Genomic DNA, 18,636 nt, shown 5'->3' with positions numbered 1-18,636 from the left:
ATTTCATGCGTAACGTTTATCGCGAAGATCACGAACAGTTTCGTACACAGGTGCGCCGTTTTATCGAGAAGGAAATCACTCCTTTTTATGCAGACTGGGAAGAGCAGGGCATAGTGCCCAAGTCCGTCTGGCTCAAGGCCGGCCAAGAAGGCTTATTGAATCCTATGTTGCCTGAGCCTTTTGGCGGCAGCGGTGACTTTGGGCATTCGGCCGTTTTGATCGAAGAGTTTGGGCGTGCCAACTGCGTGGGCGTCGGGTTCCCGTTGCATTCGGATATCGTCGCGCCATACATTTACACCTACGGCACGCCCGAGCAACGCGATAAGTGGTTGCCCAAAATGGCAAGTGGCGAGCTGATCGGATCGATTGCGATGACCGAACCCGGCACCGGCAGCGACCTGAAGTCCGTGCGCACGACTGCGGTGCGCGACGGGGATCACTATGTAATCAATGGCCAGAAAACTTTCATCTCCAACGGCCAAAACACCGGCATCGTGATCGTGATCGCCAAGACCGATCCGGATGCGGGTGCCAAAGGCATTTCGCTGATCGTGGTTGAAGAGGGCACGCCCGGATTTTCGAAAGGTCGCAAACTTAAAAAGATCGGGTTGCGCTCGCAAGACACATCAGAGCTCTATTTCGACAACGTTCGCGTGCCAGTCTCGAATCGCCTTGGCGAAGAAAACTTGGGCTTCAAATATCTGATGCACGAACTTGCGCAAGAGCGCCTGGTGATCGCGGTGCGCGCGGCTGCGTCGATCGAGACCTTTTTGGCCAAAACGATCGAATACACGCGCGACCGCAAAATCTTTGGCAATTCGGTGCTGTCATATCAGAACACGCGCTTTAAGCTTGCCGAAGCCAAGGCGCAGTTTGTCATGTTGCGCACGTTTGTCGATGATTGCCTGAGGCTACATTTCGATCGCAAACTCACCCCCGAACGTGCGGCCATGGCCAAGCTTAACGCAACTGAAATGCAATCACGCTTGCTTGATGAGTTTCTGCAATTGCATGGCGGCTATGGGTATATGACCGAATATGTCGTCGGCACGGCCTGGGTGGATGCGCGTGTTGGACGCATTTATGGCGGCAGCAGCGAGGTCATGAAAGAAATCATTGCTCGCACACTTGAAAAAGATCTTGAGTAAAACGCCGGATCAGACTGTCGGTGGCGCAGTTTCTATGAAAGCGGGGCGCGCCGACAGTTTTTTGTAGAGACGATCCAGATTGGGATGATCAGCCCTCCAGTCGACGTGGCTGAACCTCAAGTCCAGATAGCCTAAGGCGCAACCCACCGCAATATCGGCCAGGCTGTAATTTACACCCATGCAGTAGTTTTGTTCGCCTAAGTGTGATTCCATGGTTGTCAGCGCGGCCCGTATTTTGCCGTACTGACGGTCTAGCCAGTCGGGACTTTGCTGCGCTTCAGGACGCTTGGTTTCCAGAAAAATCGCAATACAGGCGTCCAGCGTGCCATCAGCCAGGGCTTCCCAGCACTTGACGGTCGCGCGTTCGCGTCCGCTTTGAGGAATCAGGCGACCAACCGGTGAAAGTGTATCCAGATATTCGACGATCACGCGCGAGTCATATAAAGCTGTGCCATCTTCATTAATCAGGCAGGGTACTTTGCCCAAAGGATTGAAACTCTGGATTTTAGTATCCGGTGACCAGACGTTTTCGAGCTCCATGTGGTAGTCGAGTTTTTTTTCGGACATCACGATGCGGACTTTACGAACGTAGGGACTGGTCAGAGAAGATATGAGTTTCATTTGGTACGAAGAATAATTTAAATACCCGGTTAGTTTATCCAAACAATGTGGGTTTTGGGATTAAACCTCGGTGATAAAATGATCCGAGTTCAAATTGTCCGAATTTGTCGTTTTTTTATCAAAATTCTCATGCAAATCAATCCTTCTTTAAGCGTTCTGAACGCTGTCTCGCCGCTTGATGGTCGTTACGCCTCGCGGTGCGACTCTTTGCGCCCCTATCTATCCGAGGCCGGTTTCATGGCGCATCGGGTCGAGGTTGAAATTGCATGGCTGATCGGTCTGTCCGATGCCGGGCTGCCCGAGTTTCCTGCGTTTTCTGCTGATTCTCGCAAGATTCTGAATAATTTGGTCATCAACTTCTCTGAAGCCGATGCCGAAGCGATCAAAGTGCACGAGCGCAAAACCAATCACGACGTCAAGGCAGTCGAATACTGGCTGAAGGACAAGGCGGCCGGACATCCCGAGCTTGAGCGTGCAAGTGAATTCATCCACTTTGCCTGTACGTCCGAAGACATCAACAACACTTCGCATGCGCTGATGCTGACACGCACCCGCGATCAGATCGTGTTGCCGCAGCTGAAAAAACTGCTTGAAGCACTGCAGGCCATTGCACATGCCCAGGCTGCGCAACCCTTGTTGTCACGTACGCATGGCCAGCCCGCTACCCCGACCACGTTAGGCAAAGAGTTTGCCAACGTGGCCGCACGTCTTCGTGATGCCATCGCCGGTATCGCTGCCATTGTGCCGCTTGCCAAAATGAATGGCGCCACCGGCAACTACAACGCGCACTTGTCTGCATACCCTGAAGTTGATTGGCCTGCATTCAGCGCCCGGGTATTGAATCAGCTTGGACTCAAGCAAAACATTCACACGATACAGATTGAGCCGCATGACTGGATGGCGCAATTGTTTGATGCTATCGCGCGCGCCAATACGATCCTCATCGACTTAAACCGTGACGTCTGGGGCTACATCTCGCTGGGTTATTTCAAGCAACGTCTAAAGGAAGGCGAGGTCGGTTCATCCACCATGCCACACAAAGTCAACCCGATCGACTTTGAAAACGCCGAGGGCAATCTCGGCATGGCCAATGCCGTATTGCGCCACCTTTCGGAAAAGTTGCCGATTTCGCGTTGGCAGCGCGACCTGACCGATTCGACCGTTTTGCGCAATCTTGGTGTGGCGCTGGGCTACTGTATGGTTGCCTATGATTCCTGTCTGCGCGGCCTGGGCAAGCTCGAGGTTAACGCTGCCGCGATCGATGCCGATCTGGATGCCTGCTGGGAAATCCTGGCAGAACCCGTTCAGACCATTATGCGTCGTTACGGCGTGCCGCATCCATACGAAAAGCTCAAAGAGCTCACGCGTGGTAAGGGAATTACCCAAGAGGCCCTTAAAGCGTTTATCGTAACGCTTGAAGTCCCGCAGGACGCCAAGGATAGAATGCTTGCGATGACGCCAAGATCGTATATAGGACTGGCGCAAGAATTGGCTCGCAAGATATAGTGACCCCAGTAAAGTAGTTCCTGTAACAGGCTCGTCATCAAAACCAGTAAAACTATACTTTTCATGCGGAGAATCATCTTGAAAACATTATCTTTGATCGCAGTCACATGTTCTTTGGCCGGATCGCTTTGGGCCGGCTCCGCACATGCCCAGTTTGCCAAGCCTGAAGACGCGGTCAAATACCGTCAGTCGGCTTTCACGCTAATGGGTTCACACATGGGGCGTATGCAACCCGTCATCAAAGGCCAAGCCCCTTACGATGCGGCAGCCATCAAGGCAAACGTGGCCATCCTTAAAACCTTGTCCGGTTTGCCCTGGGCCGGTTTCACCGCCGACTCCAAGTCCGTGAGTAGTTCTGCCAAACCCGATGTCTGGTCCGATGCTGCAGGTTTCAAGGCAGCGCAGGACAAATTCAATGGCGCGATGACCAAATTGGTCGCCGCAGCCGACTCGGGCGATCTTGAAAAATTGCGCGCGGCTTACGGCGATGTCGGTGCAAGCTGCAAGGCCTGTCACGATACATTCCGCGCTAAAAAATAATTCCTTTTTTTGCTTTCTCAAAAAACGATGAACTAAGTTCATCGTTTTTTTTGGCTTTAATTTTGAAAATTGATTTTCAAAACTTGAGTACTAACGATATCAATTTTTGGTGATTATCTCTTCAGAGTACGCCTCGATATTTACCCGCAATTCATGACAAAAATTAAAAACTGTTGTGAGGTAAACAAATTGAAACAACTAATTTTCATTCTGGAAATTCTTGAACTTAATTTGCATTGATCCCTCAATAGCATTATTTGGTGCGGCTTTCACAGGATTATGCTAATGGGATCGGGAGCAAAGTTGTACGCTCCGGAGCGAATTGTCACTGTTACTTCCATCACTTATCGTCGCATCCATTAATGATCGGTTACATGCGCCTGCAATTTTTATTGCTTGTCAAAGCGATCATTTAAAGCAATTCATTTTTTGAATTTATGGCGGCGATTGAATAAGTTATGCGTACATCCAAACAAACGGTATTAACTTCTGTTTCTCAAGTTCAAACAGTCGGAACATCGCAACGATTTGTCATGTTTGCTGCGCATGCAGTATTAATAGCATCGATTGCGCTTTTAGCCGGATGCGCAAGCACCACGTCTGGTGTACGCACCTTTAATCACCCCAACGATTACGCTAATGTGGGATCGCTGCGCAATCCGTTGGGCAACGGTTTTAACAATATCAACATACCGCAGAGCATTAGCCGCGTAGTGTATTACCGCACCGGCGGTGGTGCGTTCAACAATGCAGCCACGGTGTATCTCAACGATGACTATCACGCATCGCTTATTCCAGGATCGTATAGCGATGTGTGCGTAGCGCCTGGTCCTGCGCGTTTGGGTACACGGATGGTTGATGTGCGTGGCCAGGTTAAAGACGGTTGGGATTCGGTCACTATTGCGGATCTCAAAGGCGGACAAACTACCTATGTTCGCGTGTTTGAGCAAGGCTCCAAAGCCACGCTTGAACCTGTCTCGCAAGCCGTAGCTTTGCAGGAGCTTGCCAACACACGCTTACAGCGTCACACGATTTCGCGTGTGCAGCAAGCCGTGGCCTGTAATGGTGAGGCTGCCACGCAAGCGCGGTTTGATCTGCGTGCCGATGCATTATTCGCATTTGGTCGGTCCGATCTAATGTCCATGACAAAAGAAGGTCGCCAGTCCTTGAATGAATTGATCCAGAAGATACGCGACAACTTTGTAGCCGTGCGCCAAATCGCAGTCATTGGGCACTCGGGTTTAAAGTCTAGTATCGGCCTGATTGTCGGACTGGTTTTTGGACTTGTGCATATATATTTCGGATATCGCATCTGGACCCTATCGAATGCACCGAATGTCTATGTGCGTGTGATGATCATCATTTCGCTCGCGCACGGTGTGTTGTGGTTATTTAGAGGCATGTTGGGATTTTTCACCGGGTTTCACATGATCTCGTCCCAGGTGATGACCAATGTCGTTTTTGTTTTGATTTTCGTCATGCTTTACACAGCACGGCAATTTATCTACGTGCTGATGCGTCTGGCGGCCACTTCAGAAGAACGTAAGCAGCTGGTTGAGTTAAATGATGAAAAGAACAAGTTGATCGGATCTTTGCTAAGGGTGAATAAGACGGTAGCCACGGGTGCGCTGTCTGCTTCAGTGGTGCATGAAGTCAATCAGCCGCTTGGTTCGATTAAGTTGACGCTTCAGTATCTGCGACTCAAGATCGGCAAGAACGGGATTGATAATCAAGATCTAATTAAAGAGTTGAATTGGCTCGAATCCGAAGTCGATCGTGCGGTTGATACTGTCAAAACTCTTCGCTCTGCGTTTCAGGAGGGTGATGCCAACATCGAACCATGCGATCTGGTCAGTCTGGTCGAATTCGTATTAAATCTATCTGCTTATGACTTCAAGAGTCACGGAATCGAAGTTGTTAAAGAATTCGACGATGATTGTCAGGCGTTGATCAACGCAAGCGAGATCCGGCAGGTATTGCTCAACTTGTTCACCAATGCAGTGGATGCGTTAACTGATGTCGATAGACAAGATCGTCGCATCACGATTCATATTGAATCTGATGATGATGTGGCAACGATCAGCGTTGCCGATAACGGAAGTGGAATTGATCCCGAGTCCCAGACGGAGATTTTCGATTTGCTGCTCACCAACAAGTCTCATGGCACAGGATTGGGCCTCTGGCTTTGCCGTGCTTTACTCGACAGAAAAAAGGGCAGCATCGAGTTCAGGCCCGCCGCAGGTGGCGGGGCTGAATTTTTGATCAGGTTACCGCGGGTTAAAGATTAATTGGATTGTTGAGCGGTTATTTCTTGCCGAAGGTATACGCACTCGTGGATGTTTTGCCCCTGAATCCATTAGCAGCGCGTTTTTCAAGCCAGTAGCCGTAGTTGGGCGGGATCATGGCATACGGATCTTGTTCACCCAGTTTTTCCGCGGCATCCAGCACCCAGTTGGGGTTGTGCAAGAACTCCCGGCCAATGGCGATCAGGTCGGCGCTGTCGTCTCGCAGGATTTGTTCAGCCTGTTCGGCGTGGATGATCAATCCCACAGCCATGGTCGGGATATGTGCGCCATGCTTGATTTGCCTGGCATACCCGACCTGATATCCGAATTCGAGCTTGACGGCTTCGCGTCCGACGGTGTCACCGGCAATGCCGCCACTGCTGCAGTCCACAACATCGACGCCCAGTCGCTTGAGCTCTTTGCTAAACCGCACGCTGCTCTCTATGGTCCAATCGAACTCATCCACGGCCGAGATCCTGTAAAACAGGGGCTTGTTTGCGGGCCATACTTTTCGCACAGCTTCAACGAGTTCAAGCGGAAACCGCATTCTGTTTTCCAGAGATCCACCGTACTCGTCCGTGCGTTGGTTAGAGCTTGCGGACAAGAACTGATGCATCAGATAGCCATGCGCGCCATGTAAATCCAGAACATCAAATCCGGCTTGATCCGCGCGTCTGGCAGCCTGGCACCATGCGTCGATTTGCGCGCGAATATCGTCCTTAGTCATCGCGCGCGGCACGCTGTATTTGGAAGAGGGCGGGATTGCGCTTGGGCCGATCAGTTCCCACTCTTCACCGTGATCGACGCCTTTTTGTTCGGGACCAAGCGGTTCGCGTCCTTCCCATGGCCTTGAATGGCGTGCTTTGCGTCCCGAGTTGCCGATTTGAATGCCGGCGGTTGCGCCATAGGACTTGATCATTGCCGCAAGTTTGGACAAGGGTTCGATGAAATCGTCTTTCCACAAACCAAGGTCATTCGGTGTGGTGCAGCCACGGGGATCGACTTTGGTGGATTCGACAAACACTAATCCCACTCCACCGCCTGCATACTTTGCGTAATGCGCGTGATGCCATTCGTTAGGGTATCCATTCTTCGCGCAATACGTCATCATCGGCGACAGCACAATGCGATTCTTCAATGTGACGCCTCGCAGTGTGATCGGCGTGAACAACTGATTGGTCATGCTTATTTCTCCGCGTACTTGTATTTAAAGCCGCCTGTGGCGTTGTCTTCGATGGTGCCGAATGTCGGCGTCGGAAAATGTCCGGGCAACAGGATGGTGCCGCTACCTGCCAGTTTTTCGATCAGGGCGGTGCGTGAGACGCGTGCGGCGTCCTTGTCATCATCGGCGCTGGTCGACATCGACGGGTAGCGTAACTGGATTTGGTGGTGAATCACATCGCCCGTGACCACGCCACGCTGCCCGTTTGACTGCATATTGATCACAAAGGTGCCGGGGGTGTGTCCATGGCAGGGTTCGACCCAAATGCCATTTTCTAGTTCGTAGTCATCGCTCACCAGCACGGCTTGCTTGGCGCGCTCGATCGGTTGCACGCTATCTTCGAAGGCCTGCGTGTGCGGGCTTTTGACACCGGTGCGATAGGCGTTGTCCCAAAAGTCGTATTCGGTTTTGGACATGATGTATTTGGCGTTCGGAAAGGTCGGCTTCCAGGTGCCGTCTTCCAGATAGGTGTTCCAGCCCACGTGATCCCAGTGCAGGTGCGTGCACATGACGAAATCGACTTCTTCAGGCTTGACGTTGGCTGCGGCCAGCGCTGGCATGAAGTTGGTTTTGAGTTTGTGAAAAGCAGGGCGTTCGGGGCGCTCTTTGTCATTACCGCAACAGGTGTCAAACAGAATCACATGCTTGCCGGTTTTGACTACAAAGGCGTGAAAGCTCATCTCAAGTTCGCCGGCGGCGGTGATCTGTCCCTTGGGCAGTTCGCGTTGGCACGTCGCCAACATCTCGTCGGTCAGGTCGGGAAAGAATTTCTGCGCATGCGAGAACGGTTTTTCGAGTTCGATGACGCGCTTGATGAAGTAATTGCCGATGTTGATGTCGCTCATGATGCTAGTGTCCCCTTGTTTTAGCGATCGCGCATGATTTGCGCAATACGATTTCGGTTGGTCTGACGATATGTTTTGCCCCGGTTGATTTGGGGTCTGTTTTAGTTTTGATGCGATCAAGCAGGATGCAGGCGGCTTCGGCGCCAAGACCTTCAAGATCCCATCGCACGGTTGTGATCGGTGGGGATCCCAGTTCGGCCAGATCGGTATCGCCCACGGCGATGATGGATACGTCTTCAGGTACCCGCTTGTTGACCAGTTTCAATGCCCGAATAGCGCCTGCCAGCATCATGTTGCCGCCCATGATGATGGCTGTGGGCGGATCATCCAGGCTGATCAACTCCTGCATCTGCTGAAAGGCGTAATCGGCGGATAAGTTGTCCGGGCGCAACAGTACGGGATCGATGCGAATGCCGGCTTGTTTGAGTGCTTGCTCGAATCCTTTGCGCCGCTCTCGGCCCGGCAGAATGTTCGGTTGCAGCGTGATCAGCGCGATGCGCTTATGGCCAAGCGATATCAGGTGTTCAGCAGCTTGCCGCAATCCATCTGCTTGATTTGATACGACACGATCGCAACTGTTTGGATATTCGCGCTCCATGAGCACTGTTGGCATGCGGGCATTTTCTATTGCCTTGATCATGTTCGGATTGGTTTCGTCTGATGGAGCGAATAACAAGCCATCTACGCGACGCTGAATCATGAAGGTCAGGAGTTCGATTTCGTGATCGGTGTCGTAGCCGCTGTTGGCCACAAGAAACGCATAGCCGTTTTTTCTGATGATGGCTTCGGCGCCTTTAGCAATCGATCCGAATAGCGGATTGCTCGTGTCGGGTAGCACGCATCCGATCACTTTGGTCGATGCGGTGCGCATGCTTTGTGCGACTGCGTTGGGTTGCCAGCCTGTTTTCTTGATTGCTTTTTCGACCAGGTCGCGTAACAAGGGTTTGACGCTAGGGTGTTTGTTCACAACTCTCGATACTGTTCCCAACGAAACGCCAGCCTCTTTGGCCACATGTTTCATGGTGACGGCCTGATTGGCCGGGCTAGCGTGAGTCGCTGAGTTCTTTTTTTGTTTCATGATGAAACGTTATATTGACTTGAGAGAAATGTAAACATAGAATCTCATGCAAGGCGATAGTTACACAAGTGTTTAATAAATATAACTATCTGTTTTATAACAAAAAATATAAATTATAAAAATAAAAAATTAAATCTGTTGTAGCGCATTTTGTTTTAAATGTCGTGTAAATCGTTTCATATTGCAGTGCGGTATGACTTGTTGTTGCGCGGTGAATTGAATAAGTGCATGCAATCAAAATGTATTAATCAACTTTATGAATGGATGGAGACAACAATGAAATTACGTCATTTAAAAATGGCACTGAGCTTGGCGGCAGCGGGTTTGGCGTTGACCGGGCAAGCATCCGCACAGGACTGCGAAGTCAAACTGGGTGCGGTGGCGGTTCTGTCTGGTCCCGCCGCCAACTGGGGTCAATCATTGCGCGCTGCTGTGGCAATGAACGTGAAAGAAGTCAACGATGCCGGCGGCTTGAATATTGGCGGCAAAAAGTGCAAGGTCAGTTTTGTGGCGCTGGACAGCAAGTATTCGGGTGAAGGTGCTGCGGCCGCTGCCAACGAATTGGCTAGCCAGGGCGTGAAGTTCATCATCGGACCGATCGGTTCACCAGAAGTCACGGGTGCCAAGCCGGTTGCTGTTCGCAACAACATGCTGATGATGGCTAATAGCTATGCCAAAGACGCCATCGGTCCGAAGTGGCCTTTAGTGTTTCACGTGGGCCCCGGTGCAAGCGGCTGGGCCGATCCGATCGTAGCCGAAGCCAAAGCGCGCTTTAACATCAAGCGTGCGGTGGTTGTGGCACCAAACGATCAGGGTGGTACCGACGTCGCTTCGGTGGATGCCGCGATGTACAAAAAGAACGGCATCGATGTGACCGAGGAATACTATCAGCGCGGCACAACCAATTTTGCGCCAATCGTATTGCGTATCCTGAGCAAGAATCCTGATGCGGTCGATCTCGCTTCGTCGCCGGCTGGTGATGCCGGAACGATGGTCAAGCAGTTGCGCCAGGCTGGTTTCAAAGGGGCGATCGGTCGACTGGGTGGTCCGAGCACGGATGAAATCGTGCGCATCGCCGGTGGTCTGGACGTGGTTAAGAACATGTATTGGTACGAGCCGATTCTGCGCACGCCTGCAATCGATCAGGTGGACGTGAAATACAAGAAGATGTTCAACCAGGATGTGCCCACGATTACCTTCTTCTACCAGTGGTTGGCGGGTTCACGCATGGTGCTCAAGGCAATCGAAGCTGCCGGCACGGCTGACGACACCGCCAAGGTCGCCGAAGCACTCAGAAAGTTGCCTGTTGAAGATCCCGACTTGGGCAAGGGCCAATGGATCGGTCAGGAGTTTTTCGGCATCAACCAAGAGATGTCGCATCCCTTCGGAATCGGCCTGATCGCAGATGGCAAGTATTTGCCTGTGATTGCCAAGCCAGCTGCGACCGGTAAGTAATACGGTCGCTAGTTTGGGTATCGACGTTATACATATAAAAACGATAAAACAATAAACAGGGGGATAAGCCATGAGCACGATTTTTGCCACCGGCTTGATCGGCATGACACTTGGTGGCCAGTATGCATTGCTGGCCATGGGTTTCACGCTGATCTTTGGAATTATCGGTGTGATGAATTTTGCTCATGGCGCCTTTTTTGTACTGGGCGGGTATGTCGCGTTTGCCTGCGTGCAGTTTTTGCAGTTTCCATATCCGGTTGCAGTGATTGCGGCAGGTGTGGTCACGGCGGCGTTAGGATATTTATATGAACGCTATGTCATCGAACGCACCATCGATGATGGCTTGAGTACGCTGATGCTGACTCTTGGCCTGGCGATGGTCATGATCACCAGTATCGTGGTGGTGTTTGGTGTCGAGGCGCCGCGATTCGAGTTTCCAATCACGGATGTGCTGTTTTACGAAGGTTTGTTTCTGCCTGTGGCCAACCTGATCCTGGTGTTGTGCTGCGGCATCATTATTCTGGGTGTTTATTACTTGCTGTATCGCACCAGCTTTGGCAGGTCGTTGCGCGCCATTTCATGTGATCGCGAAATCGCATCGACACTAGGATTGCGTGCCAATCTGCTGTTTCCGCTGGCCTTTGCACTCGCGACCGCTTTGGCCGGTGTGACCGGGGCGTTGGTGACGCCTATTCTCGCGCTGCATCCGCATGTGGGTGATCATGTGCTGGCGATGTCGTTTATCGTGGTGATTCTGGGCGGGTTGGGCAGCTTGTGGGGTGCGGTGGCTGCGGCATTTATCGTCGGGCTGATCGAGGCGTATTCAAGCGTCTATCTGGGTGGCACAAAAGGGGCACTGGCCCTGTTCGTGCTGGTGATGATCATGCTGATCGTCAAGCCGTCTGGCTTGTTCGGTCGTGAAGCGAGGGGGGCGTGATCATGGTCAATGCCGATTTGAAACAAAGCGTGAATCATTCAGGCTTGAGTACGGGCAGCCTGAATCGAAAAATCAGCTTTGATCCGACCTGCGTGGTGTCCTTGATCGTGATTGTGGCGGCATTGTATGTGCCGTTTTTCAGCACGAGTTTGCTGGCTTACTCCGTTGTCAACCAAATCATGGTGGTCATCCCGGCCGCCTTGAGTGTGTTTCTGATGCTGAGGATGGATTTGCTCAGTTTTGCCGTCCCGGCCTTCATGTGCCTGGGAGGCTACGCAGCCGCGCTGTGCGCGATGAATGTGACAACCAATGTGTTCGTCCTGATTGCGACTAGTTTTATCGTGCCGATGCTGGCTGCGATTCCGCTTGGCGCGATGATACTGAAGTTGCGCGGCGTGTACTTTGTGCTCGTCACTTATGTCATGACCGAAATTCTGCAGCTGATGCTGCTTGAGTTCGATGGGTTGACCGGTGGCACGAACGGTTTGACAGATCTGCCCGCATCGACGGTGTTCGGTTTCGCAATTTCGAATAACCGCACCGTTCTGGTGGTTGCCATTCTGACCGCGTTGCTGGCTGCTGCAATCACGATGTGGGCGATTTCTAAATTCCATAAGCAATTCGATGCGATCCGCGAAAACGAATTGCTTGCGCGCAGTCTGGGACTGGTGGTCTGGCACTACAAGGCGATCGGCTTTGCCCTGGCAGCCGGCTTGGCCGGATTGTCGGGATATTCGGTGGTCAATATGTTGTTGACCGCGCATCCCTCGTCGTTTACCTCGATTAGCGGCGTGAACTACATCGCTTACGCCTACATTGGTGGACAGGCCGTGATGCTGGGATCGATCATCGGATCGAGCTTGCTGGTCTGGGCGACCAATTATTTCAGCATCGGCGGAGAATACTCGCCCGGCATGTTCGGATTGTTGATTATTTTTGTGGTGCTGGTTTCGCGCGGCGGCATTTACGGCACGGTAGTGAATGCATATCGCGCGCTATTCAACAAGAAATCTTCAGGCAAGCAGTCCATGCAGGCATCCGAAGCGGGGGAGGGACGATCATGAAACCAATGATGCGGGTTTCCGGATTGACCAAGCGTTTTGGCGGAGTCAAGGTCTTTGAGGACCTGAGCTTTGATTTAAATAAAAACGAAATACTGGGCGTGGTCGGCCCTAACGGCGCCGGCAAAACGACTCTGATTAATGTGTTGTGTGGCGCTGGCCCAGCCAATGCCGGACAAATCTGGCTTGAAGACAAACAGGTCACCGGCAGTTTGCTCCACGAAATGAGCAAGCTAGGTGTATTAAGGTCGTTTCAACAGGCCAATACGTTCGGGGTGAAGTCGGTCAGGGAGAATCTTCTGTACGCCTTGACTTTCAGCGGCCAGAATCTGGATCCTGATCCGATCGCGATGGACTTGCTCGATCAATTCGACCTGTTGCCCAGGCTTGATGAACAAAGCAATAAATTGCCCTATGGCCTGCAAAAGGTTCTGGGCATGATGATGACCTTCATGGCGCGCCCGAAGGTGCTGCTGCTGGATGAGCCTGCCGCAGGACTGGAGGTGAGCGAGCGTCCTAGAATCGATGCGTTCATATCGGCCGCGCAACGCGCGTATGGCACGAGTGTTCTGATCGTCGAGCATGACATGGCGCTGATCAGAAGACTGTGTTCGCGCATGATCGTCCTGGATGCGGGTCAATTGCTGGCGATCGGTGCTCCGCAAGAGGTCTTGAGCAGAAAAGATGTGCTGGATGCCTATATCGGCGAGACAGAGGACGCATGATGCTGAGTGTGAAGAATATCGATGTGCGTTATGGCGGCATCCGTGCATTGCAAGGCGTGTCGATCGAAATAGAACGCGGTGAAACAGTATTGCTGCTGGGAGCCAACGGTGCGGGTAAATCCAGTTTGCTCAAATCCGTAATTGGCACGGTCAAGCCTGTGTCGGGCGATATCGTCTACGCGGGCAAAGTGGTGACGACCTTAAGGGCGGACCAGCGCGCAAGGCTGGGTATTGGATATTCGCCAGAAGGTCGCAGGGTGTTTGCCACCATGTCGGTATACGACAATGTATTGTCCGGTGCGCCCGGGATTTCGGAGTCCGCCCGAAAGGACGCCTACAAACGTTTGTCGGGCATGTTTCCGCTGCTCGCTGATCGTGCGATGCAACCTGCCGGACAGTTAAGTGGTGGTCAGCAGCAGATGGTGGCGTTTGCCCGCGCGATGTGTGCATCGCCCGACTTGTTGCTGCTTGACGAGCCGTTTCTTGGCCTGGCTCCGATCTGGATCAAGCAAATCAGCGATGCCATTCGCGAGATGAAAAAAGCCGGCACGACGATTTTGATGAGCGAGCAGATGGCTGTACCGGCGCTTAAAGTCGCCGATCGGGGCTATGTGCTCAGGGGCGGTGAAGTTCGCCACAGTGGCAGCGTGGATGAAATCAGGTCGCTTGCGCTGGATGAAGAGTATCTCTAACGAATTTGGTGTTGAACATTTTTGGAGTGGGTTGAAATGAGTGGTACGCAGCAAGATTCTCAAGATCTGTCGGCGATGATTTCGACGGAAAAATACGACTATCCGGAGTTGCGTGATGCGGTCAGACGCATCTGTGCAGACTATCCGAGCGAATACTGGCGCAAACTGGATGACACCAGCGCGTACCCGTCCGAGTTTGTTCAGGCGTTGACCGATGGCGGATTTTTGGGCGCCTTGATTCCCGAAGAATACGGTGGATCTGGCATGAGCCTGCGTGCGGCCGCCGTGATTCTTGAAGAAATCAATGCTAGCGGCTGCGTGGCTAGCCCCGCGCACGCGCAGATGTACATCATGGGCACCTTGCTTCGCCACGGTAGCGAAGCGCAAAAAAGGAAATACCTGCCGCAAATCGCATCGGGTGAACTTCGTTTGCAGGCATTTGGCGTGACTGAACCTTCCACCGGATCGGATACGACCAAGCTCAAAACACGCGCCGAGCGTCGTGGTGATGTGTATGTGGTCAATGGACAAAAGGTCTGGACATCGCGCGCACTCTATTCGGATCTGATGCTGTTGCTGGTACGCACGACACCGATCGAGCAGTGCAAGAAAAAGACTGAAGGGTTGTCGACTTTGCTGGTTGATTTGCGCGAGGCGAAAGGCAACGGTCTGGATATCAGACCAATTGACGCGATGATCAATCACAATACGACCGAGATCTTTATCGAAAACCTCGAAGTCCCTGTTGAAAACCTGATCGGTGAAGAGGGCAAGGGATTTAAATACATTCTGGATGGCATGAATGCCGAACGTATTCTGGTTGCGCAAGAGTGTATTGGTGATGGCAGATGGCTGCTGAAAAAGGCTGTTGAATACGCTAATGATCGTGTCGTGTTTGGCCGTTCGATCGGACAGAATCAGGGCGTACAGTTTCCTTTGGCGCGCGCTTATATGGAGCTTGAAGCTGCCGAGCTGATGTCCAGAAAGGCTGCTGCCATGTTCGAGAAAGGGTTGCCTTGTGGCGAAGAGGCCAACATGGCCAAGCTGATGGCCTCAGAAGCTACCTGGAAGGCAGCTGAAGGCGCCATGCTGGTTCACGGAGGCTTTGGTTTTGCCAAGGAATATGGCATCGAGCGCAAGTGGCGCGAAGCGCGTATCTACCAAACCGCACCGATTTCGACAAACATGATTTTGTCGTACATCGGCGAGCATGTGCTGGGGATGGCGAGGTCTTACTGATTTGTCGGGTCGTGTACGGCAGCCGTACACGACTTGCGCAAATTAACCGGCGCGCTGGTCCAGGACTTCCTTGGCAATGCGGAAACCTTCCAGTGCCGCTGGCCAGCCACAATAGCAGGCAGAATGGATCAGGATCTCCTGCAATTCAGATTTGGTCCAACCATTATTAAGCGCACCGTTGATGTGCACCGCCAGTTCGTGGGTCCTGCCCAAGCTGATCAGAATACTGATCGTGACCAGACTGCGCGACTTGGGATCCAGTCCCGGACGTCCCCAGATCGCACCCCAGCCCAGGGCCGTGACGGCCTCTTGAATCGGCTGAAAAAAATCATCTTCCTTGGCTTTTTGAAGTGAGCGATCCACGTGCGCATCGCCCAAAGTGGCGCGCCGCATGCGCTCGCCCATGGCGATGGTTTCGGGCGTGACGGGTTGGAATGGCTTGGTCGATTCTGTCATGAGTTTGCTTCTGTTGGGTTGGTTGTTGTCTAACGCGGAAGATTGACCAGGCCGCCACCGTCAACGGGTAACACGGCACCCGTAATGAATTGGGCTTCGTCCGAAGCAAGGAATAGTGCGGCATTGGCCACGTCCCAGCCTGTTCCCATGCGGTGGCGCAATGGGACTTTTACATTGCGCTCAGCCACAACTTGCTCACGTGTTTTGCCGAACACTCTGGCTCTGGTATCGATTGCCATCGGGGTATCCATCAGCCCGGGCAAAATCGTATTGGCGCGAATCCCGAACTCTGCATTTTCGATTGCGAGTTGCTTGGTGTATTCGATCATCGCCGCTTTAGTAGCTTTGTAGGTGACCCATGGATAGCGCTGAAAGGCTGAAATGGACGATATGTTGATGATGACGCCGGATTGCTGCGCTTGCATGATCGGCAACACATGCTTGCATGCCATGACGCATCCGCGCAGGTTGACGTGGGTGATCAGATCGAACGCTTCTTCGGTGATTTCGGTCGGGCTGCCGTCTTTGCCGGACACGCTGATACCGACGTTGTAGTGCAAGATGTCTATGCGCCCCCATTTCTCCTTGGCGAAAGCGATGGCTGCCGCCAGATCGCTTTCTTTGCAGACATCAGCCTCAAAGGGGACGATTTCGATTGCTCCATATTCATTTTTGGCGATTTCGCATGTCTCTTCGGCCGAGGCCAGGCTGCGGTCGACGGCCAGGATGCGTGCGCCTTCTTGCGCAAAGCGCAATACCGTCGCACGACCGTTTCCGACGCCCACACCGGGGCTTTGGCCGGCGCCGATGATGACGGCAATTTTGTCTTGTAATCTCATGGCTGATTTCCCTTTTTGCTGCGGACTTCGACGCCTACCCATCTTTCGAAAACCTTGATCAGCGATGTGAAGTCCAGATCGCCTTCGCCTTGCGTCATTGCGAATTCCCACATTTGTCGGGTATTTCGCGCCACCCACATCGGCACTTGCAGCTCTTCGGCTTCGATCAGGCCCAGAGTGATGTCTTTGTGCAATGTTTTGGTGGCCGCACCGTAATCGAACGTTCCGGGTAAGACCGATTTGGGGATTTTGTCTGTGGTGGCGCTATTGCGTCCGGTGCTGGCATTGATCACGTTTACCATCATGTCGGCATCCAGTCCGGCTTTTGCGCCCAGCACTAGCGCTTCAAAAGCGGACGCCATGTTGGTGGCCGATATCAGATTGTTGACCAGTTTCATCATCTGGGCCATGCCAGGCTCTGGTCCGATATCGAATACGTTTTTGCTGATCAGGTTCAACAGATCCCGGATGCTGTCGATCACAACCGGATCACCGGCGACCATGATCGCCAACGTACCGCTGTCCGCACCTTTAGGTCCGCCGCTGACAGGGCAGTCAAGCACTTGGATATTTTTGGCGGCCAGCGTTTTGGCGATTTCAATGAGTGGTGTTCGACCAATCGTCGACATTTCGATATAGGTCTTGATCATCTTGCCGTGAATGACGCCATGATCGCCAAAGGCCACGGTTTTGCTGACATCACTGTTGGGCAGACAGGCGAACACGACTTCAACTGCATCGGCGACGCCTTGGGGGTCGCGATGAACAATTGCGTCCCATTTAGCGAATGCCGCGGTTTTGCTTGGATCGGGATCGTATACGTGCAGTTTCACGCCTGCATTGGCTAGCCGCCGCGCGATTCCGCCTCCCATTGCGCCAAGACCGATGAATCCTGCTTGCGCTTGTTTAAGCGTCATGTCGTTCTCCGGATTTATAAGATGGAGTTATCAGATTTGTTGCCGGTCTTTTATTTGGCGGCCATATCCAGTTTTGGAATCAGCTTTGCCAGCTCTTCATAGTCTGATCGGAAGTATTTGTCGAATGCTGCAGGTGATCGGGGTTCGGTGACCATGCCCTGATTTTGCAGTGTTGACACAAACGCTGGGTTAACAAGCAACTTGTTGACGGCTGCGTTGATTTTGTCGACAACGGGGGCGGGTAGGCCCGCGGGACCGAACAGACCAAACCATGCTGCGACTTCGAAGTTCGGATAACCCAGTTCGGCGATAGTAGGTACGTTAGGGTAAGAGGGGACGCGAGCCTTGGATGAGACCGCTAACGGAATCACGCGCTGGCTATCGACAAAAGGTTTAGCCGATGCGATCGATCCACTGACGATTTCGACGTGTCCGCCCACCAGATCGGTGAGGGCCGGGTTGGATCCTTTATAGGGCACGTGAATCATGCCGGCATTGGCCTGCGTTCCGAGAAGAGCAAGCAACAAATGCGACATACTGCCAAGGCCCGAGGTGCCGAATCTTAATGCGGTCGGATCTTTGCTTGCCGTATCCAGCACTTGCTTGAAGTTGGTGTATTTGGAATCTTTGGCCGCCACAACCATCATTGGAGCGTTGGCGACAAAAGCGATTGTTGTGAAGCTTTTAAGTGGATCGAAGGTGAGGCCTTTGGGGTTAATGAGTGGCGCGATCACGATGTTTTCACGTAAGGCCAGAATGATTTCATAGCCATCCGGAGCAGCTCGGGCAATTGTCGACAGCGCGATGATGCCGTTGCCGCCCGGGCGATTTTCTACCACGATGTTCCAGCCTTCTGCTTTTGTCAGATTTTCGGCTAGCTGTCTGGCTAGCACATCTGTTCCCCCGCCGGCTGTAAAAGGCACGATCAATTTGATCGGTTTGTTCGGATATGTTTGTGCTGCAGTTGGTGCGGCTGCAAAAAGCAAAACAGCAGAGCACATGGCCACAACGCCCGAAAGCATGCTGCGAATGATCAAAGTTGTCTCCCGATCAGTTTTTATCTTTTATTT

At 52.5% G+C, this 18,636-nt stretch carries 18 protein-coding genes; 10 read left to right on the top strand and 8 right to left on the bottom strand.

Annotated features, from left to right (window positions below; genetic code table 11):
• Positions 1-5: 5 nt before the first annotated feature.
• On the top strand, positions 6-1,148 hold the full coding sequence (locus G3I67_RS02520) for an acyl-CoA dehydrogenase family protein (protein WP_163651369.1): 1,143 nt from the start codon (positions 6-8) through the stop codon (positions 1,146-1,148).
• 9 nt (positions 1,149-1,157) lie between these two features.
• Here G3I67_RS02520 and G3I67_RS02515 read toward each other — a convergent pair whose 3' ends face one another.
• On the bottom strand, positions 1,158-1,769 hold the full coding sequence (locus tag G3I67_RS02515; protein WP_163651368.1) for a glutathione S-transferase family protein: 612 nt from the start codon (positions 1,767-1,769) through the stop codon (positions 1,158-1,160).
• A gap of 129 nt (positions 1,770-1,898) precedes the next feature.
• On the opposite strand from G3I67_RS02515, the gene purB reads away from it, so the two are divergent.
• From purB to G3I67_RS02500, 3 genes are all read left to right on the top strand, one after another.
• Positions 1,899-3,275 carry an adenylosuccinate lyase gene (gene purB / locus G3I67_RS02510; RefSeq protein ID WP_163651367.1) on the top strand — a complete coding sequence of 459 codons (1,377 nt, stop codon included), beginning with the start codon at positions 1,899-1,901 and terminating at the stop codon, positions 3,273-3,275.
• A 78-nt stretch (positions 3,276-3,353) separates the two neighbouring features.
• Complete coding sequence (locus G3I67_RS02505; protein ID WP_163651366.1) at positions 3,354-3,815, top strand: c-type cytochrome; 462 nt, start codon at positions 3,354-3,356, stop codon at positions 3,813-3,815.
• A gap of 458 nt (positions 3,816-4,273) precedes the next feature.
• Positions 4,274-6,103: a sensor histidine kinase gene (locus tag G3I67_RS02500; protein ID WP_163651365.1), complete on the top strand. Its 1,830-nt coding sequence runs from the start codon at positions 4,274-4,276 to the stop codon at positions 6,101-6,103.
• Between the two features lie 16 nt (positions 6,104-6,119).
• On the opposite strand, the gene G3I67_RS02495 is transcribed toward G3I67_RS02500, so the two are convergent.
• Genes G3I67_RS02495 through G3I67_RS02485 form a run of 3 tightly spaced genes read right to left on the bottom strand, consistent with a single transcriptional unit; the run spans position 6,120 to position 9,245 of the window.
• On the bottom strand, positions 6,120-7,283 hold the full coding sequence (locus G3I67_RS02495; RefSeq protein ID WP_163651364.1) for an NADH:flavin oxidoreductase/NADH oxidase: 1,164 nt from the start codon (positions 7,281-7,283) through the stop codon (positions 6,120-6,122).
• A 2-nt stretch (positions 7,284-7,285) separates the two neighbouring features.
• Entirely contained in the window at positions 7,286-8,167 is an 882-nt protein-coding gene (locus G3I67_RS02490) for an MBL fold metallo-hydrolase (RefSeq protein ID WP_163651363.1), read from the bottom strand.
• Between the two features lie 4 nt (positions 8,168-8,171).
• Complete coding sequence (locus tag G3I67_RS02485; protein ID WP_163651362.1) at positions 8,172-9,245, bottom strand: LacI family DNA-binding transcriptional regulator; 1,074 nt, start codon at positions 9,243-9,245, stop codon at positions 8,172-8,174.
• 276 nt (positions 9,246-9,521) lie between these two features.
• Here G3I67_RS02485 and G3I67_RS02480 point away from each other — a divergent pair, with 276 nt between their 5' ends.
• The 6 genes from G3I67_RS02480 to G3I67_RS02455 all read left to right on the top strand — a co-directional run bounded on the left by G3I67_RS02480 (position 9,522) and on the right by G3I67_RS02455 (position 15,354).
• The gene (locus G3I67_RS02480) at positions 9,522-10,700 is read left to right on the top strand and encodes an ABC transporter substrate-binding protein (RefSeq protein WP_203583511.1); all 1,179 of its coding nucleotides are present in this window, start codon (positions 9,522-9,524) and stop codon (positions 10,698-10,700) included.
• A gap of 70 nt (positions 10,701-10,770) precedes the next feature.
• On the top strand, positions 10,771-11,637 hold the full coding sequence (locus tag G3I67_RS02475; RefSeq protein ID WP_163651361.1) for a branched-chain amino acid ABC transporter permease: 867 nt from the start codon (positions 10,771-10,773) through the stop codon (positions 11,635-11,637).
• Between the two features lie 2 nt (positions 11,638-11,639).
• Positions 11,640-12,701: a branched-chain amino acid ABC transporter permease gene (locus G3I67_RS02470; RefSeq protein WP_163651360.1), complete on the top strand. Its 1,062-nt coding sequence runs from the start codon at positions 11,640-11,642 to the stop codon at positions 12,699-12,701.
• A complete protein-coding gene (locus tag G3I67_RS02465; protein WP_163651359.1) occupies positions 12,698-13,423 on the top strand; it encodes an ABC transporter ATP-binding protein in 726 nt (241 codons plus the stop codon). Before G3I67_RS02470 ends, G3I67_RS02465 begins: the two co-directional genes overlap by 4 nt.
• On the top strand, positions 13,420-14,115 hold the full coding sequence (locus G3I67_RS02460) for an ABC transporter ATP-binding protein (protein WP_235931615.1): 696 nt from the start codon (positions 13,420-13,422) through the stop codon (positions 14,113-14,115). The genes G3I67_RS02465 and G3I67_RS02460 overlap by 4 nt, the downstream gene beginning before the upstream one ends.
• A 75-nt stretch (positions 14,116-14,190) precedes the next feature.
• The gene (locus G3I67_RS02455; protein WP_163651446.1) at positions 14,191-15,354 is read left to right on the top strand and encodes an acyl-CoA dehydrogenase family protein; all 1,164 of its coding nucleotides are present in this window, start codon (positions 14,191-14,193) and stop codon (positions 15,352-15,354) included.
• 42 nt (positions 15,355-15,396) lie between these two features.
• Here G3I67_RS02455 and G3I67_RS02450 read toward each other — a convergent pair whose 3' ends face one another.
• Genes G3I67_RS02450 through G3I67_RS02435 form a run of 4 tightly spaced genes read right to left on the bottom strand, consistent with a single transcriptional unit; the run spans position 15,397 to position 18,603 of the window.
• The gene (locus tag G3I67_RS02450; RefSeq protein ID WP_235931612.1) at positions 15,397-15,810 is read right to left on the bottom strand and encodes a carboxymuconolactone decarboxylase family protein; all 414 of its coding nucleotides are present in this window, start codon (positions 15,808-15,810) and stop codon (positions 15,397-15,399) included.
• Between the two features lie 29 nt (positions 15,811-15,839).
• Positions 15,840-16,649, bottom strand: coding sequence for an SDR family NAD(P)-dependent oxidoreductase (locus G3I67_RS02445; protein ID WP_163651358.1), 810 nt, complete (start codon positions 16,647-16,649; stop codon positions 15,840-15,842).
• Positions 16,646-17,566, bottom strand: coding sequence for an NAD(P)-dependent oxidoreductase (locus G3I67_RS02440; RefSeq protein WP_163651357.1), 921 nt, complete (start codon positions 17,564-17,566; stop codon positions 16,646-16,648). The genes G3I67_RS02445 and G3I67_RS02440 overlap by 4 nt, the downstream gene beginning before the upstream one ends.
• 50 nt (positions 17,567-17,616) lie before the next feature.
• Entirely contained in the window at positions 17,617-18,603 is a 987-nt protein-coding gene (locus G3I67_RS02435) for a Bug family tripartite tricarboxylate transporter substrate binding protein (RefSeq protein WP_163651356.1), read from the bottom strand.
• Between the last annotated feature and the right edge of the window lie 33 nt (positions 18,604-18,636).

This window comes from Sheuella amnicola, from assembly GCF_010499255.1.
Classification (GTDB): domain Bacteria; phylum Pseudomonadota; class Gammaproteobacteria; order Burkholderiales; family Burkholderiaceae_B; genus Zwartia; species Zwartia amnicola.
The sequence above is the reverse complement of the archived record's forward strand: the minus strand, read 5'-3'. Positions and strand labels throughout refer to the sequence as shown.

What these genes read in the sequence shown, in the direction of transcription:
- G3I67_RS02520 (WP_163651369.1), top strand. Translation starts at nt 6, where the DNA reads ATGCGTAACGTTTATCGCGAAGATCACGAACAGTTTCGTACACAGGTG.
- G3I67_RS02515 (WP_163651368.1), bottom strand. Translation starts at nt 1,769, where the DNA reads ATGAAACTCATATCTTCTCTGACCAGTCCCTACGTTCGTAAAGTCCGC.
- purB (WP_163651367.1), top strand. Translation starts at nt 1,899, where the DNA reads ATGCAAATCAATCCTTCTTTAAGCGTTCTGAACGCTGTCTCGCCGCTT.
- G3I67_RS02500 (WP_163651365.1), top strand. Translation starts at nt 4,274, where the DNA reads ATGCGTACATCCAAACAAACGGTATTAACTTCTGTTTCTCAAGTTCAA.
- G3I67_RS02495 (WP_163651364.1), bottom strand. Translation starts at nt 7,283, where the DNA reads ATGACCAATCAGTTGTTCACGCCGATCACACTGCGAGGCGTCACATTG.
- G3I67_RS02490 (WP_163651363.1), bottom strand. Translation starts at nt 8,167, where the DNA reads ATGAGCGACATCAACATCGGCAATTACTTCATCAAGCGCGTCATCGAA.
- G3I67_RS02485 (WP_163651362.1), bottom strand. Translation starts at nt 9,245, where the DNA reads ATGAAACAAAAAAAGAACTCAGCGACTCACGCTAGCCCGGCCAATCAG.
- G3I67_RS02480 (WP_203583511.1), top strand. Translation starts at nt 9,522, where the DNA reads ATGAAATTACGTCATTTAAAAATGGCACTGAGCTTGGCGGCAGCGGGT.
- G3I67_RS02475 (WP_163651361.1), top strand. Translation starts at nt 10,771, where the DNA reads ATGAGCACGATTTTTGCCACCGGCTTGATCGGCATGACACTTGGTGGC.
- G3I67_RS02470 (WP_163651360.1), top strand. Translation starts at nt 11,640, where the DNA reads ATGGTCAATGCCGATTTGAAACAAAGCGTGAATCATTCAGGCTTGAGT.
- G3I67_RS02465 (WP_163651359.1), top strand. Translation starts at nt 12,698, where the DNA reads ATGAAACCAATGATGCGGGTTTCCGGATTGACCAAGCGTTTTGGCGGA.
- G3I67_RS02460 (WP_235931615.1), top strand. Translation starts at nt 13,420, where the DNA reads ATGATGCTGAGTGTGAAGAATATCGATGTGCGTTATGGCGGCATCCGT.
- G3I67_RS02455 (WP_163651446.1), top strand. Translation starts at nt 14,191, where the DNA reads ATGATTTCGACGGAAAAATACGACTATCCGGAGTTGCGTGATGCGGTC.
- G3I67_RS02450 (WP_235931612.1), bottom strand. Translation starts at nt 15,810, where the DNA reads ATGACAGAATCGACCAAGCCATTCCAACCCGTCACGCCCGAAACCATC.
- G3I67_RS02445 (WP_163651358.1), bottom strand. Translation starts at nt 16,649, where the DNA reads ATGAGATTACAAGACAAAATTGCCGTCATCATCGGCGCCGGCCAAAGC.
- G3I67_RS02440 (WP_163651357.1), bottom strand. Translation starts at nt 17,566, where the DNA reads ATGACGCTTAAACAAGCGCAAGCAGGATTCATCGGTCTTGGCGCAATG.